The following is a 13,298-nucleotide window of genomic DNA, read 5'->3' on the forward strand; positions in this document are numbered from 1 at the left end:
GGTTAACAAGCGGGTCGCATAAGCGTGTGATAGCCGCGGTCAAACCACATCAGACCCCGGGGTTCCGGGTGACGGGTAATGGCCACGACGTGACAAAACAGAATGTCGTGCGTGCCGACGCTGACGCGCTGGTCGATGCGGCAGTCAAAGCTGACCAGCGCCGCCTCCAGCCGCGGGCAGCCGGTGACGCCGGTCTGCCAGTCGGCGGCGGCAAAGCGCTCGTCCATCGCCGTTTTACCGCCAAACAGCGTTGACAGCGCCTCCTGTCCCGCCGCCAGGGTATTGACGCACAGCGTGTGGTGTTCGCTGAACACCGGCCACACGGAGGCTGAGCGGTTCAGACAGACCAACAGGGTCGGCGGGGTGTCGGTCACGCTGCAGACCGCGCTGGCGGTAAAGCCCGCCCGGCCCGCCGGGCCATCGGTGGTAATAATGTTAACCGCGGCGCCGACGCGGGCCATGGCGTCACGAAAACTCTCTTTGTCCGCTAACTTCATCGCCAACTCCTTATGCCAGCAGGCAGGCTTCATCAAAGGACAGACGCGGCAGGCGGCCATACAGTTTGCCGGGGTCGCCATAGCCGATGTTCACCAGCAGGTTGCTTTTCCAGCCGTTGTCGGCGAAAAACGCTGCATCGACTTTTTCCCGATCGAAACCGGACATCGGCCCGGTGTCGAGTCCCAGCGCCCGGCAGGCGAAAATCAGATACGCCGCCTGCAGGGAGCTGTTGCGAAACGCGGTCTCTTCCGCCAGCTGCGGGCTGGAGGTGAACCAGCTGCGGGCATCGCCGTGGGGAAACAGGGTCGGTAGCCGGTCGTAAAAGGCGCTGTCCCACGCCACGATGGCGGTCACCGGCGCCTGCATGGTTTTCTGCAGATTGCCGCTGGAGAGCGTCGGGCGGAGCTTCTCTTTGCCGTCCGCGCTGCGCACGAACACGATGCGCGCCGGCGAACAGTTGGCGGAAGTCGGCCCCATTTTCATCAGGTCCCAGACTGCCTGCAGCTGCGCATCGCTCACTGGCTTATCCAGCCAGCCGTTGTGGGTCCGGGCCTGGGTAAACAGCGTCTCGCAGGCCGTCTGGTTTATCGCGTCGTTCATCGGGTCTCCCTGGCGACCGGCAGCATAGCGGCCAGCCCGTCGCGTAAAATGGTATTAAAGGTATCGGCGTCGGTGACGTTGCAGGCATGCCCGCCCCACGGCATTTCCACGCGCTGGCTGCCGGGGATCGCCGTCTGCAGCACGCGGGAGCAGGAGGCCGGGACCAGCAGGTCGTCAGCGGCGCTAACCATCAGCGTCGGACAGGCGATGGCCGCCGCGCGACGGGAAAAATCAGCCTGCTTCAGGGCCTGCAGCCGCTTCAGCAGGTTCTCCTTGCCCTGAAAATGGCTGATGGCAAGCGCATCTTCGGCTTCGAGGCGCGGCAGGCGCGCGGCCATCCATTCCGCCGGGTAGAGAAACAGCGGCTGCGCTTCGACCCACGCCTGCGCGCCGCCGGCATGCAGCAGACGCTCGCGCACCAGGAAGCAGCGGCGGGTGTGCGGCGACAGCGACAGCCAGCCGTTGACCAGCACCAGGGCGCTCACCGCCTCGGGGCGATCGAGCGCCAGCTGCAGGCCAATCAGCGCCCCCAGCGCGTGGCCCACCAGCGCGAAGCGGGCGATCCCCGCCGCCTGCAGAGCGCTGAACAGCTCCCCGGCCATCGTCGCCATGCTGTAGTCGGCGGGCAGCGGACCGGCGTTCTCCCCGGTCCCGTTATGGTCATAACTTACCAGCTGATACTGTTCCTCCAGCGCCGCGCGCTGCGCCAGCCAGTAGCCGCCGCCGCCGCCCAGACCTGCGCTGAGGACCACCACCGGCGCGCCGGGCCATGGGGCCGGAGCAATATTGAGCCTCATCATGTCGGGGTGCCGATATGGGCGACGCTGGCGATTTCCACCAGCGCATCGGGCTTCACCAGCCCGCACTGAATGCAGAAGCGCGCGGGTTTATCGCCGGGGAAGAACTCGGCGTAAACCTCGTTAATCGCGGCGTAATTTGTCCAGTCGGTGATAAAGATGCTGTTGAAAGTAACATCCGCCATACTCCCGCCCGCCGTTTCGATAACGCACTTGATGGTCTCCAGCACGTGGCGGGTTTGCGCCTTTGGGTCGCCGATGTGCACCACATTGTTTTGCTTATCAAACGGCAGAGTGCCGGAGACGTAGATCACGCCATCGGCGAGCGTCCCCGGAACAAAGGGGGCAATCGGCGTGGTGGTGCCTGGCGGAATAATCACCTGTTTAGGCATAACGTTTCTCCTGGGCTAAAGACAGCGGGGTGGCAGGGGACAGCGCGCGGCAGAAGCTCTCGACGTCGCTGACCCAGCCGAAAAAGGTTTCTATATTGAACAGCGCCGCCTGCTGGGCGAAGGCCGGTCCGGCCTGATGGGTAGCATCCTCCAGCACCACGCCGAAGTATTCGAGGAAGAAACCATCGCGCAGCGTCGATTCGACGCAGACGTTGGTGGCGATCCCGGTGAACACCAGATGACGGATGCCGCGGCTGCGCAAAATGCTGTCGAGCGGAGTGTTAAAGAAGCCGCTGTAGCGCGGTTTCGGCAACACGATGTCGCCTTCCTGCGGCGTCAGCTCGTCCACCAGCTGATAATCCCAGCCGCCTTTCGCCAGCAGCTTGCCCTGCAGTTCCGGGCGCTGACGCATCGTTTTCAGCGCGTTGGACTTATGGTAGTTCGGCGAGCCCGGGCCGCCGGCTTCAACATACTGGTCATCCCAGCCGTTCTGGAACCAGATAATCAGCATGCCCGCGGCGCGAGCGGCGGCGACGGCGGTATTAATATTGTCGATAACCGGCCGGGTGGCGGAGACGTCAAATCCGGCGAGATCCAGATAACCGCCGAGGCTGGCGTAGGCGTTCTGCATATCGACAACAATCAGCGCGCTCTGCTGCGGCGCGAAGGTCAGGGATTCCGGGCGAGCGGGAAGGGTAATCATCAGGCCACCTCACGGGTAACAGGAGCAATATGGTCCCGGCAGCGCATCAGCGGCTGAATGCGTTCGCCAAAGGCGTCGATGCCGGCAAGAAAATCATCAAAGGTCAGCAGCACGCCGTCGGTGCCGGGCACGCTCGCGACTTCATCAAGCATACGGGCGACGCTGGCATACGATCCGACAAGGGTGCCCATGTTGATATTGACCGCCGAGGTGGGGTCGGCCATCTGGCGCACGTTGGTATCGCTGCCGGAGCGGGTGTCTTTCTGACTCTGCTCGGTGAGCCACGCCAGCGCTTCTTCATCGGCGCCCGCTTTGTAGTGCTCCCATTTGGCGCGCGCCGCTTCGTCGGTTTCGTCAGCGATCACCATGAACAGCACATAGGAGCCTACGTCACGGCCGGTTTTTTCCGCCGCCTGCATCATGCGCGCCGCGGTCGGCGCGAAGGCCGTTGGCGTGTTGACCCCTTTGCCAAAGCAGAAGTTATAGTCGGCGTGCTGGGCGGAGAAGGCCATGCCGGCGTCGCTCTGCCCGGCGCAGATCACCTTCATCGGCTGCGAAGGGCGCGGGCTGACCCGGCAGTCGTTCATGGTGAAGTAGTCGCCTTTGAAATCGCTGCGCCCGGTGCCCCACAGGTCGCGGAGCACCTGAACGTATTCGGTGAGATAGTCATAGCGGCTGGCGAAATAGTCATCCCCTGGCCACATGCCCATCTGGTCATATTCCGGTTTTTGCCAGCCGGTCACCAGATTGACGCCAAACCGGCCGCCGGAGATGGAGTCGATGGTGGAGGCCATCCGGGCGACGATCGCCGGCGGCAGCGTGAGGGTGGCGGCGGTGGCGTAGATCTGGATCTTCGAGGTTACCGCGGCCAGGCCGGCCATCAGGGTGAAGGACTCCAGGTTGTGATCCCAGAATTCGGTTTTCCCGCCGAAGCCGCGCAGCTTGATCATGGAGAGCGCGAAGTCGAAATGGTAGTGCTCGGCTTTCTGCACGATAGCCTTATTCAGTTCGAAGGTCGGCATATACTGCGGGGCATGGGTGGAGATCAGCCAGCCGTTGTTGCCAATGGGAACGAAAACACCAATTTTCATACCTACCTCTCTACAGTCATGGAAGATGGGTTGCGGTGGCGCGGCATCCTGCCTCTCCCTGGACCACCTCGCAGAAGAGGTAAAGCAAACGCGATGCCAGTTTTATAAATGCTAATGTTATTAATGTGTTGCTATTGGGTTGCTAAAAAGGACGATAAAAAAGTGGACTGGATGGTCAAAATCAGTGCACGAAAAAACGGCAGTCATGCGCAATCAGGGTGCATGGGGTCGTGTCGGCGAAGGGCTTTTGCTATGCTGGTGGCGTCAACTGAAGGAGAGGATGTATGGCACAGGGCGCGGCGAAGAAAAACGGCAAACGTTCACAAGCGGTCAGCGCCAAAAAGGAGGCCATCCTGGCCGCCGCGCTGGAGGCATTTTCGCAATTTGGTATTCACGGTACGCGGCTGGAGCAGGTGGCTGAGCGCGCCGGGGTGTCGAAAACCAATCTGCTCTATTACTACCCTTCGAAAGAGGCGCTGTACGTGGCCGTTCTGCAGCAGATCCTCGCCATCTGGCTGGCGCCGCTGAAGGCCTTTCGCGAGGATATCAGCCCGCTGGTGGCGATCCGCGAGTATATTCGTCTGAAGCTGGAGGTGTCCCGCGATCACCCCCAGGCCTCGAAGCTCTTCTGCCTTGAGATGTTGCAGGGCGCGCCGCTGCTGATGGGCGAACTGACCGGGGATCTGAAAGCGCTGGTCGATGAGAAATCGGCGATTGTTTCCGGCTGGATCGACCGCGGCAAGCTGGCGCCGGTCGATCCGCAGCATTTAATCTTTATGATCTGGGCCACTACCCAGCATTACGCCGACTTCGCCACCCAGGTGGAGGCGGTCACCGGCGCCACGCTGCAGGACGCGGCCTTTTTTGAGCAAACGGTCGATAATGTCCAGCGGATGATTATCGAAGGCATTCGCGTCCGTTAATTGGCCGGCGGCAGCGGGCAGCTTTGATCGCCGTCCTCGCACTGCAGCAGCGAGGCGAGGAAAGATTCCCGCTCCACGCTCTTATCGGTCATGCACTGGCTCACCAGCATCGGCTGCATGCTGCCGCCTTCGGCTCCGGACGCGAGGAAAGCGCAGTCGGCGTCGCGCAGGGCGATCCATGCCTGCTGGGCCTGCTTCAGTAATGTCTGCTGTTTACCCACCGCACGCTGCAGAGCCTGCTGCCAGGTGTCATTCAGCTTTTTGTCGGCTGCCTGATACTGCGCGGCCGCGCACTGATTCATTTCGGTTTGGGTGTTGGCGTTGCTGCACTCGTCCGCCAGCGCCGCGCCGCTGGCCAGCAAGACCGCCGCGGCAAATAACATGCGTTTCATTGTTCTGCTCCCATAAAAAAGGCTCCCGTCCGGGAGCCTTAATTAAGCACAGCTGACGTCGGCTGTCATTAGCTGATCGCATCGCCGATTTCCCGGATGGCGGCGCACAGCGCCACCGGGTAGCCCGTCTTAGCCGATGGTCATCAGGCTGGCGTTACCGCCTGCCGCCGCGGTGTTGACGCTCAGCGAACGCTCGATGTACAACCGCTCCAGCAGCAGATTGGTTTCGCCGCGGGCGAAGCCCTGCACGGAGACAATCGCCCCGTCGCGCGCCGCCACCTGCTCGCACAGCTCGCGCAGCTGGTCGGAGTCGCCGTGATAGATAACCGCGTCGAAGGCCTGGCCAGGCAACTGATCCGCTTTGGCGAAACGGATCCGCTCGCTGACGTCCCGCGGGAGTTTCTTCGCCAGATCGCGCTGCAGGGCGCTGTCCGGCCACAGCACTTCACAACCGACCGCCAGCACGGCCGCCAGCTGGATCAGCGCATCCTGCTCATTATCCGCCACGCACAGCACGCGCTCGCGAGGCATCAGCGTCAGGGTGTTGCGCTCGCCGGTGGGCCCCGGAAGCAGGCGTTGGGTGCCGCTTTGCGCCTGCTCGCTGTACTGCTGGCACAGCGCCTGCAGCTCAGGACGGCCCGCCGCCCACTGCTGCAGCGCCTGCAGCGGTTTTTCCAGCAGCGTTTTCAGCTGGGCGTCCAGCGGACGCTCTGCATCCTGGCGGGCGAAGGTCACGCCAACCGCGCCCTGCGGACGGCTGGAGAGCAGGCGGTAAAGGTACAGCGGACCGCCGGCTTTTGGACCGGTACCGGACAACCCTTCGCCGCCGAACGGCTGCACGCCGACCACCGCGCCAACCATATTGCGGTTGACGTACAGGTTGCCCACCTTCGCGCTGCCGGTGACCTGGGCGATGGTCTCGTCGATACGGGTATGTACGCCGAGGGTCAGGCCGTAGCCGGAAGCGTTAATCTGCTCCACCAGTTTGTCCAGCTCGTTACGGTTATAGCGCACCACGTGCAGCACCGGGCCGAAGACCTCTTTTTTCAGCTCGTCGAAGCTGTCGAGTTCGATAAGCGTCGGCGGCACAAAGGTCCCGTGGTTCCATTCGCGGGCGTCTTCGCTATTCTCGCGCACCGCCTGATAGACGGTGCGGCCTTTGGCGCGCATCGTCTGAATATGGCGTTCGATATTCTCTTTCGCTTCCGCATCGATAACCGGGCCGATATCGGTGGTCAGGCGGCCGGGATTGCCCATCCGGCACTCGCTCATCGCGCCGCGCAGCATGGTTAAGGTGTGGTCGGCTACCTCTTCCTGCAGGCAGAGGACGCGCAGGGCGGAGCAGCGCTGACCGGCGCTGTCGAACGCGGAAGCCAGGACGTCGATCACCACCTGCTCGGTAAGCGCCGACGAGTCGACGATCATCGCGTTCATGCCGCCGGTTTCGGCGATCAGCGGCGTTGGGCGTCCCTGAGCGTCGAGGCGGCTGGCGATATTGCGTTGCAGCAGGGTGGCCACTTCGGTGGAGCCGGTGAACATCACGCCGCGCACGCGCTCATCGGATGTCAGCGCGGCGCCGACGGTTTCCCCGCGGCCCGGCAGCAGCTGGATCACCCCTGGCGGCACGCCGGCTTCCAGCAGGATCGCCACGCCCTGGGCGGCGATAAGCGGCGTCTGCTCCGCCGGTTTCGCCAGCACGCTGTTGCCGGCCGCCAGCGCGGCGGCAATCTGCCCGGTGAAGATCGCCAGCGGGAAGTTCCATGGGCTGATGCAGACCACCGGACCCAGCGGACGGTGGGTTTCATTATCGAAATCGTCGCGCACCTGACCGGCGTAGTAGTGGAGGAAGTCAACGGCTTCGCGCACTTCGGCGATGGCGTTGCTGAAGGTTTTACCCGCTTCGCGCACCAGGATCCCCATCAGGGTCGGCATCTGGCTTTCCATCAGCACCGCGGCGCGCTCAAGAATGGCGGCGCGCTCCTGCGGCGGGGTGGCGAACCAGATGGGCGCGTTATTGATAGCGCTGGTGAGCGCCTGCTGCACTTCGTCATCGCTGGCTTCGCGGACGTAACCGACGATATCCTTCGGCTCCGCCGGGTTGACCACCGGCTGCATCTCGCCTTCGGCCACCGGCTGCTCCAGGATCGGCAATGCCTGCCATTTATGCAGGGCGCTGTTGAGCAGGGAAGAGGAGAGGGAGGCCAGACGATGCTCGTTAGCCAGATCCAGACCGGCGGAGTTGCACCGGCCGCTGCCGTAGAGATCGCGCGGCAGCGGAATTTTCGGGTGCGGCAGACCGGCCTGGCCTTCCTGCTGCGCCAGTTTTTCCACCGCGCTGACCGGGTCGGCCACCAGCTCGTCCAGCGGCAGGGTATTGTCCGCGATACGGTTGACGAAGGAGGTATTGGCGCCATTCTCCAGCAGACGACGCACCAGATACGCCAGCAGCGTCTCGTGGGTGCCCACCGGAGCGTAGATCCGGCACGGCCGGTTCAGTTTGCCGTCGGCGACTTTGCCCACCACCTGCTCGTACAGCGGTTCGCCCATGCCGTGCAGGCACTGGAACTCATACTGGCCAGGGTAGTAGTTCTGGCCCGCCAGCTGGTAGATAGCCGCCAGAGTATGGGCGTTGTGAGTGGCGAACTGCGGATAAATCAGGTTTGGCACCGCCAGCAGCTTTTTCGCGCAGGCGAGATAGGAGACGTCGGTGTAAACCTTGCGGGTGTAGACCGGATAGCCTTCGAGACCTTCCATCTGCGCGCGTTTGATTTCGCTGTCCCAGTAGGCGCCTTTCACCAGACGGATCATCAGGCGACGACGGCTGCGGGTGGCGAGATCGATCAGCGCGTCGATGACGAACGGGCAGCGCTTCTGGTAGGCCTGAATAACAAAACCGATGCCGTTCCAGCCCGCCAGCTCCGGCTCGAAGCACAGTTTTTCCAGCAGGTCGAGGGAGATCTCGAGACGGTCGGCCTCTTCAGCATCGATGTTAATGCCGATGTCATACTGGCGCGCCAGCAGGGTCAGCGATTTCAGACGCGGATAGAGCTCTTCCATCACCCGGTCATACTGGGCGCGGCTGTAGCGCGGGTGCAGAGCCGAGAGCTTAATGGATATGCCCGGGCCTTCATAAATGCCGCGGCCGTTGGAAGCTTTGCCGATGGCATGGATCGCCTGCTGATAAGAGACCATATAGGCCTGGGCGTCGGCGGCGGTCAGGGCCGCTTCGCCGAGCATATCGTAGGAGTAGCGGAAACCTTTATCTTCCAGCTTGCGGGCGTTAGCCAGCGCTTCGGCGATGGTTTCCCCGGTGACGAACTGCTCGCCCATCAGGCGCATCGCCATATCCACGCCCTTACGGATCAGCGGTTCGCCGCTCTTGCCGATGATGCGGTTCAGCGAGCGTGAGAGGCTGGTTTCGTTATGGGTGGAGACCAGTTTGCCGGTGAACAGCAGCCCCCAGGTGGCGGCATTGACGAACAGCGACGGGCTGCGGCCGATGTGCGACTGCCAGTTGCCGTTGCTGATTTTGTCGCGGATCAGCGCATCGCGGGTGGCTTTATCCGGAATACGCAGCAGGGCTTCCGCCAGGCACATCAGCGCCACCCCTTCCTGTGAGGAGAGGGAGAACTCCTGCAGCAGACTCTGCACCATGCCGGCGCGGCCGCTGGCGGTCTTCTGGTTGCGCAGTTTTTCCGCCAGCTGATACGCCAGCTTATGCGCCTGCTCGCCCAGCGGCTGCGGCAGTCGGGCCTGCTCCAGCAGCATCGGCACCGCGTCGGTTTCCGGGCGACGCCAGGCGGCGGTGATCGCCGCGCGGCTTACCGACTGCGGCAGGATCTGCTCGGCGAATTCGAGGAACGGCTGATACGGCTCTTCCGCCGGGGAACCCGCTTCATCGCTTTCATTGGCGGCCCCGGAGAGCAGCGCCGGCAGTTCGGGCAGCGTTTCGTCGTTCTCCAGCTTTTCCAGATAGTTGAAGATGGCCTGCTTAATCAGCCAGTGCGGCGTGCGGTCAATGCGGCTCGCGGCGGACTTAATGCGCTCGCGGGTTGCGTCGTCAAGCTTAACACCCATGGTGGTGGTGCCCATGCTCAAAACTCCTGTCATTTATCGTTAGGCTTATGCGGTTGCCTGAAAATATCCACTATGTTGCAACTTTGTGCAACCTTGTTAATTGAGGCGTGTGACGAAAGCCGTGAAATGGCGGATTTGTTAAAAATAGTGCCTAAAATAGCAGAATTTTAACCCCGGGCTCATAGGGTATTTGTATGCGTGAGTTAACACTTTTGTTTGGTGCAACCTTTAAAAACGTGAGAGAGTGCAACCTCTCGCAAATTGACGTTTTGCGCCGTCGGTTTTTCGTGTAAATGCTGTGTTAAATCGTTTGTGAAAAACCGAAGCTTCCGTCAGGATACGGTCGCCCAATTAAACAATGCGCCATTACCCCGTTCCGGTAGTGGAAAAAAACGACGAAGTTGGACGCTGTCGATAAAAATTCTGGAGACTTTGCATGGCTATTAGCACACCGATGCTGGTGACATTTATTATTTATATTCTTGGTATGGTATTGATAGGGTTTATTGCCTGGCGTTCGACCAAAAACTTTGATGATTATATTCTCGGGGGACGCAGTCTGGGGCCATTTGTGACCGCGCTTTCCGCCGGCGCCTCGGACATGAGCGGCTGGCTGCTGATGGGCCTGCCGGGCGCCATTTTCCTCTCCGGGATTTCCGAAAGCTGGATTGCCATCGGCTTAACGTTGGGGGCGTGGATTAACTGGAAGCTGGTCGCCGGGCGCCTGCGCGTGCATACCGAGGTGAATAATAACGCCCTGACGCTGCCTGATTATTTTACCGGCCGTTTTGAAGATAAAAGCCGGGTGCTGAGAATTATTTCGGCGCTGGTTATTCTGCTGTTCTTTACTATCTATTGCGCCTCGGGAATTGTGGCGGGGGCGCGTCTGTTTGAAAGCACCTTTGGCATGAGCTATGAAACCGCGCTGTGGGCCGGCGCGGCGGCGACAATTATCTATACCTTTGTCGGCGGCTTCCTCGCCGTCAGCTGGACGGATACCGTGCAGGCCAGCCTGATGATTTTCGCGCTGATCCTCACCCCGGTAATCGTGATTATATCCGTCGGCGGTTTTGGCGATTCGCTGGAAGTCATTAAGCAGAAGAGCATCGAAAATATCGACATGCTGAAAGGGCTGAACTTCGTGGCGATTATTTCGCTGATGGGCTGGGGACTGGGCTATTTCGGTCAGCCGCATATTCTGGCGCGCTTTATGGCGGCGGATTCGCACCACAGCATCGTCCACGCGCGTCGCATTAGTATGACCTGGATGATCCTCTGCCTCGGCGGGGCGGTGGCCGTCGGCTTCTTTGGCATCGCCTACTTCAATAACAACCCGAGCCTGGCGGGCGCGGTTAACCAGAACGCCGAACGCGTGTTTATCGAGCTGGCGCAAATCCTGTTTAACCCGTGGATTGCCGGGATCCTGCTGTCGGCGATTCTGGCGGCGGTGATGTCCACCCTGAGCTGTCAGCTGCTGGTTTGCTCCAGCGCGATTACTGAAGATCTGTATAAAGCCTTCCTGCGTAAAAACGCCGGTCAGAAAGAGCTGGTCTGGGTGGGCCGTATGATGGTGCTGGTGGTTGCCCTGGTAGCCATTGCCCTGGCGGCCAACCCGGAGAACCGCGTGCTGGGTCTGGTGAGCTATGCCTGGGCCGGTTTCGGCGCCGCCTTTGGCCCGGTGGTGCTGTTCTCGGTGATGTGGTCGCGTATGACCCGTAACGGCGCGCTGGCCGGGATGGTGATTGGCGCTCTGACCGTGATCGTCTGGAAGCAGTTTGGCTGGCTGGGCCTGTATGAAATTATTCCGGGCTTTATCTTCGGCAGCATCGGGATTGTGGTCTTTAGCCTGCTGGATAAAGCGCCGTCAGCCAGCATGCAGCAGCGCTTCGCCGAAGCGGATGCCCACTACCATACGCCGCCGCCGGTACGCGCCACGGCTGAGTAAGCTCATCTGACGCTCACGAGCCCGCCGCTGGCGGGCTTTTTATTGCCTGTTGCCGGGCCGGAATATTATAACCCTTGCTAATTATTTGAAAATCCGCTGATATTTCCTGACTAATAACAATGAGGATAGCAAAGATGACGTTCAGACAGGGTGCAATGGCGCTGGTGCTGGCAGGGTTACTCAGCGGCTGCGCGGCGGGTGGAAGTTCATCGGCCAGCGCGCCGAAGCCCGGCGCCTGCCCGGCGGATCAGTCCATGGTGCAAACCACGCTTTACTTCGGTCTGAGCCGCCCGGCGGGGAAAGACATCACCCCTGAAGAGTGGCAACAGTTTGTCGACCGCGACGTCACGCCGCGCTTTCGCGACGGGCTGACGGTGTTTGATGCCCACGGCCAGTGGCTTGGCCAGAATGGTCAGGTGGTGCGGGAGCAGAGCAAGGCGCTGATGGTGATCCATGGCCACGACGCGCAGAGCGAGACCGGTATTGAGGCCCTGCGCGAGGGCTATAAATCGCGCTTCGCGCAGGAGTCGGTGATGCGTGTCGACCAGCCGGTCTGCGTACAGTTTTGAGTTAACGGCGGGGACAGCCCCGCCGTTTGTCTTACAGCACCAGCCCGGCGAAGCTGGCCGAAAGCAGGCTCACCAGCGTGGCGCTATACACCAGCCGCAGGCCGAAGCGGGAGACAATATTGCCCTGCGGTTCATTCAGGCCTTTGATCGCCCCGGCGATAATGCCGATCGAGGCAAAGTTGGCAAACGATACCAGAAAGACCGAGAGAATGCCGAGCCCGCGCGGCGTCATGCTGGCGGCAATCTTTTGCAGCTCAATCATCGCCACAAATTCGTTAGCGACCAGCTTGGTGGCCATGATGCTGCCGGCGTTCAGCGCATCGCTCAGCGGAATGCCGACAAGCCAGGCCAGCGGATAGAAGACGTAGCCGAGGATCTGCTGGAAGCTGAGGCCAAACAGGGTAGCGAACAGCGCGTTAATGGCGCTGATCAGCGCGATAAAGCCGATCAGCATCGCCAGAATAATCATCGCCACCTTAAAGCCGGCCAGAATATATTCCCCGAGCATTTCAAAGAAACTCTGCGATTCATGCAGCTTCTCCAGCTTTATTTCCTGCTCGCTGCCCGGCCGCGTCGGGTTAATCACCGACAGCACGATAAAGGTGCTGAACATATTCAGGATCAGCGCCGCGACGACGTATTTGGCGTCCAGCATGGTCATATAGGCGCCGACGATCGACAGCGATACGGTCGACATGGCCGTCGCCGCCATGGTGAACAGACGCCGCGAGGAGAGGTCGCCCAGCACGCCTTTGTAGGCGATGAAGTTTTCTGACTGGCCGAGGATCAGTGAGCTGACGGCGTTAAAAGATTCCAGCTTACCCATGCCGTTGACCTTCGACAGCAGGGTGCCAATGACGCGAATAAAAATCGGCAGGATCCGCCAGTGCTGGAGAATACCAATCAGCGCGGAAATAAACACAATTGGACACAGGACGCCAAGGAAAATAAAGGCTAAGCCTTTTTCGCTCATGCCGCCAAAGACGAAATTGGTCCCTTCGGCGGCAAAGCCTAATAGCGAAGCAAAAAAGCCGGAGATATTTTTCACCAGCCACAGGCCGCTTTCGGCGTGCAGGAAAAAGAAAGCGAGCGCTATTTCGATAATAATCAACTGGAGAATATAACGAATACGAATTTTTTGTCTGTCATAGCTGGCAAGCCAGGCCAGGGCGAGGATCACCGCCAGCGCCAGCAGGAAATGAAAAAATGCAGTCATGTTGTTCTTTTCGCAGGTCAATAAGGCCGCCATTTAGCCATAGCCGCTGCGACGGGTAAATATCTGACGTAAAAAATCCTTTGCTTATTCTTTTC

At 60.7% G+C, this 13,298-nt stretch carries 12 protein-coding genes; 3 read left to right on the plus strand and 9 right to left on the minus strand.

All coding sequences use genetic code 11. The features are described 5' to 3' along the window. Positions 1 to 2: 2 nt before the first annotated feature. The 6 genes from rutF to rutA are packed head-to-tail and all read right to left on the minus strand — an operon-like array spanning position 3 to position 4,081. Positions 3 to 497: an NADH-dependent FMN reductase RutF gene (gene rutF / locus ACOI6Z_RS15455; RefSeq protein ID WP_048297217.1), complete on the minus strand. Its 495-nt coding sequence runs from the start codon at positions 495 to 497 to the stop codon at positions 3 to 5. A gap of 10 nt (positions 498 to 507) precedes the next feature. After that, on the minus strand, positions 508 to 1,098 hold the full coding sequence (locus ACOI6Z_RS15460) for a malonic semialdehyde reductase (RefSeq protein ID WP_032455317.1): 591 nt from the start codon (positions 1,096 to 1,098) through the stop codon (positions 508 to 510). Beyond that, complete coding sequence (rutD, locus tag ACOI6Z_RS15465; RefSeq protein ID WP_044522016.1) at positions 1,095 to 1,898, minus strand: pyrimidine utilization protein D; 804 nt, start codon at positions 1,896 to 1,898, stop codon at positions 1,095 to 1,097. The genes ACOI6Z_RS15460 and rutD overlap by 4 nt, the downstream gene beginning before the upstream one ends. Next, positions 1,895 to 2,287 (minus strand): pyrimidine utilization protein C, encoded by a 393-nt coding sequence (rutC, locus tag ACOI6Z_RS15470; protein ID WP_032455320.1) that lies wholly within the window; start codon positions 2,285 to 2,287, stop codon positions 1,895 to 1,897. The genes rutD and rutC overlap by 4 nt, the downstream gene beginning before the upstream one ends. Beyond that, complete coding sequence (gene rutB, locus ACOI6Z_RS15475) at positions 2,280 to 2,990, minus strand: pyrimidine utilization protein B (RefSeq protein WP_044522018.1); 711 nt, start codon at positions 2,988 to 2,990, stop codon at positions 2,280 to 2,282. The genes rutC and rutB overlap by 8 nt, the downstream gene beginning before the upstream one ends. Beyond that, complete coding sequence (gene rutA, locus ACOI6Z_RS15480) at positions 2,990 to 4,081, minus strand: pyrimidine utilization protein A (protein ID WP_004204507.1); 1,092 nt, start codon at positions 4,079 to 4,081, stop codon at positions 2,990 to 2,992. Before rutA ends, rutB begins: the two co-directional genes overlap by 1 nt. Before the next feature lie 284 nt (positions 4,082 to 4,365). Between rutA and rutR the strand changes: the two genes are divergently transcribed. Further along, complete coding sequence (rutR, locus tag ACOI6Z_RS15485) at positions 4,366 to 5,004, plus strand: HTH-type transcriptional regulator RutR (RefSeq protein WP_065812125.1); 639 nt, start codon at positions 4,366 to 4,368, stop codon at positions 5,002 to 5,004. Here the strand turns inward: rutR and ACOI6Z_RS15490 are convergent. Then, entirely contained in the window at positions 5,001 to 5,396 is a 396-nt protein-coding gene (locus ACOI6Z_RS15490; RefSeq protein ID WP_023289101.1) for a lysozyme inhibitor LprI family protein, read from the minus strand. The genes rutR and ACOI6Z_RS15490 overlap by 4 nt on opposite strands. A gap of 129 nt (positions 5,397 to 5,525) precedes the next feature. Beyond that, on the minus strand, positions 5,526 to 9,488 hold the full coding sequence (gene putA, locus ACOI6Z_RS15495; RefSeq protein ID WP_243817420.1) for a trifunctional transcriptional regulator/proline dehydrogenase/L-glutamate gamma-semialdehyde dehydrogenase: 3,963 nt from the start codon (positions 9,486 to 9,488) through the stop codon (positions 5,526 to 5,528). A gap of 421 nt (positions 9,489 to 9,909) precedes the next feature. Here putA and putP point away from each other — a divergent pair, with 421 nt between their 5' ends. Beyond that, complete coding sequence (gene putP, locus ACOI6Z_RS15500; protein ID WP_065812123.1) at positions 9,910 to 11,418, plus strand: sodium/proline symporter PutP; 1,509 nt, start codon at positions 9,910 to 9,912, stop codon at positions 11,416 to 11,418. Between the two features lie 134 nt (positions 11,419 to 11,552). Continuing rightward, positions 11,553 to 11,987: a DUF3574 domain-containing protein gene (locus tag ACOI6Z_RS15505; protein WP_065812122.1), complete on the plus strand. Its 435-nt coding sequence runs from the start codon at positions 11,553 to 11,555 to the stop codon at positions 11,985 to 11,987. Positions 11,988 to 12,018: 31 nt separating this feature from the next. On the opposite strand, the gene ACOI6Z_RS15510 is transcribed toward ACOI6Z_RS15505, so the two are convergent. Next, the gene (locus ACOI6Z_RS15510; RefSeq protein ID WP_065812211.1) at positions 12,019 to 13,203 is read right to left on the minus strand and encodes a NupC/NupG family nucleoside CNT transporter; all 1,185 of its coding nucleotides are present in this window, start codon (positions 13,201 to 13,203) and stop codon (positions 12,019 to 12,021) included. Positions 13,204 to 13,298 lie beyond the last annotated feature (95 nt).

The sequence above is a fragment of the Klebsiella sp. C239 genome (assembly GCF_048822715.1).
In the GTDB taxonomy this organism is placed as follows: domain Bacteria; phylum Pseudomonadota; class Gammaproteobacteria; order Enterobacterales; family Enterobacteriaceae; genus Klebsiella; species Klebsiella quasipneumoniae.

Excerpts from the sequence above, each read along its gene's own strand:
- rutF (WP_048297217.1), bottom strand. The coding sequence starts at position 497 with ATGAAGTTAGCGGACAAAGAGAGTTTTCGTGACGCCATGGCCCGCGTC.
- ACOI6Z_RS15460 (WP_032455317.1), bottom strand. The coding sequence starts at position 1,098 with ATGAACGACGCGATAAACCAGACGGCCTGCGAGACGCTGTTTACCCAG.
- rutD (WP_044522016.1), bottom strand. The coding sequence starts at position 1,898 with ATGATGAGGCTCAATATTGCTCCGGCCCCATGGCCCGGCGCGCCGGTG.
- rutC (WP_032455320.1), bottom strand. The coding sequence starts at position 2,287 with ATGCCTAAACAGGTGATTATTCCGCCAGGCACCACCACGCCGATTGCC.
- rutB (WP_044522018.1), bottom strand. The coding sequence starts at position 2,990 with ATGATTACCCTTCCCGCTCGCCCGGAATCCCTGACCTTCGCGCCGCAG.
- rutA (WP_004204507.1), bottom strand. The coding sequence starts at position 4,081 with ATGAAAATTGGTGTTTTCGTTCCCATTGGCAACAACGGCTGGCTGATC.
- rutR (WP_065812125.1), top strand. The coding sequence starts at position 4,366 with ATGGCACAGGGCGCGGCGAAGAAAAACGGCAAACGTTCACAAGCGGTC.
- ACOI6Z_RS15490 (WP_023289101.1), bottom strand. The coding sequence starts at position 5,396 with ATGAAACGCATGTTATTTGCCGCGGCGGTCTTGCTGGCCAGCGGCGCG.
- putA (WP_243817420.1), bottom strand. The coding sequence starts at position 9,488 with ATGGGCACCACCACCATGGGTGTTAAGCTTGACGACGCAACCCGCGAG.
- putP (WP_065812123.1), top strand. The coding sequence starts at position 9,910 with ATGGCTATTAGCACACCGATGCTGGTGACATTTATTATTTATATTCTT.
- ACOI6Z_RS15505 (WP_065812122.1), top strand. The coding sequence starts at position 11,553 with ATGACGTTCAGACAGGGTGCAATGGCGCTGGTGCTGGCAGGGTTACTC.
- ACOI6Z_RS15510 (WP_065812211.1), bottom strand. The coding sequence starts at position 13,203 with ATGACTGCATTTTTTCATTTCCTGCTGGCGCTGGCGGTGATCCTCGCC.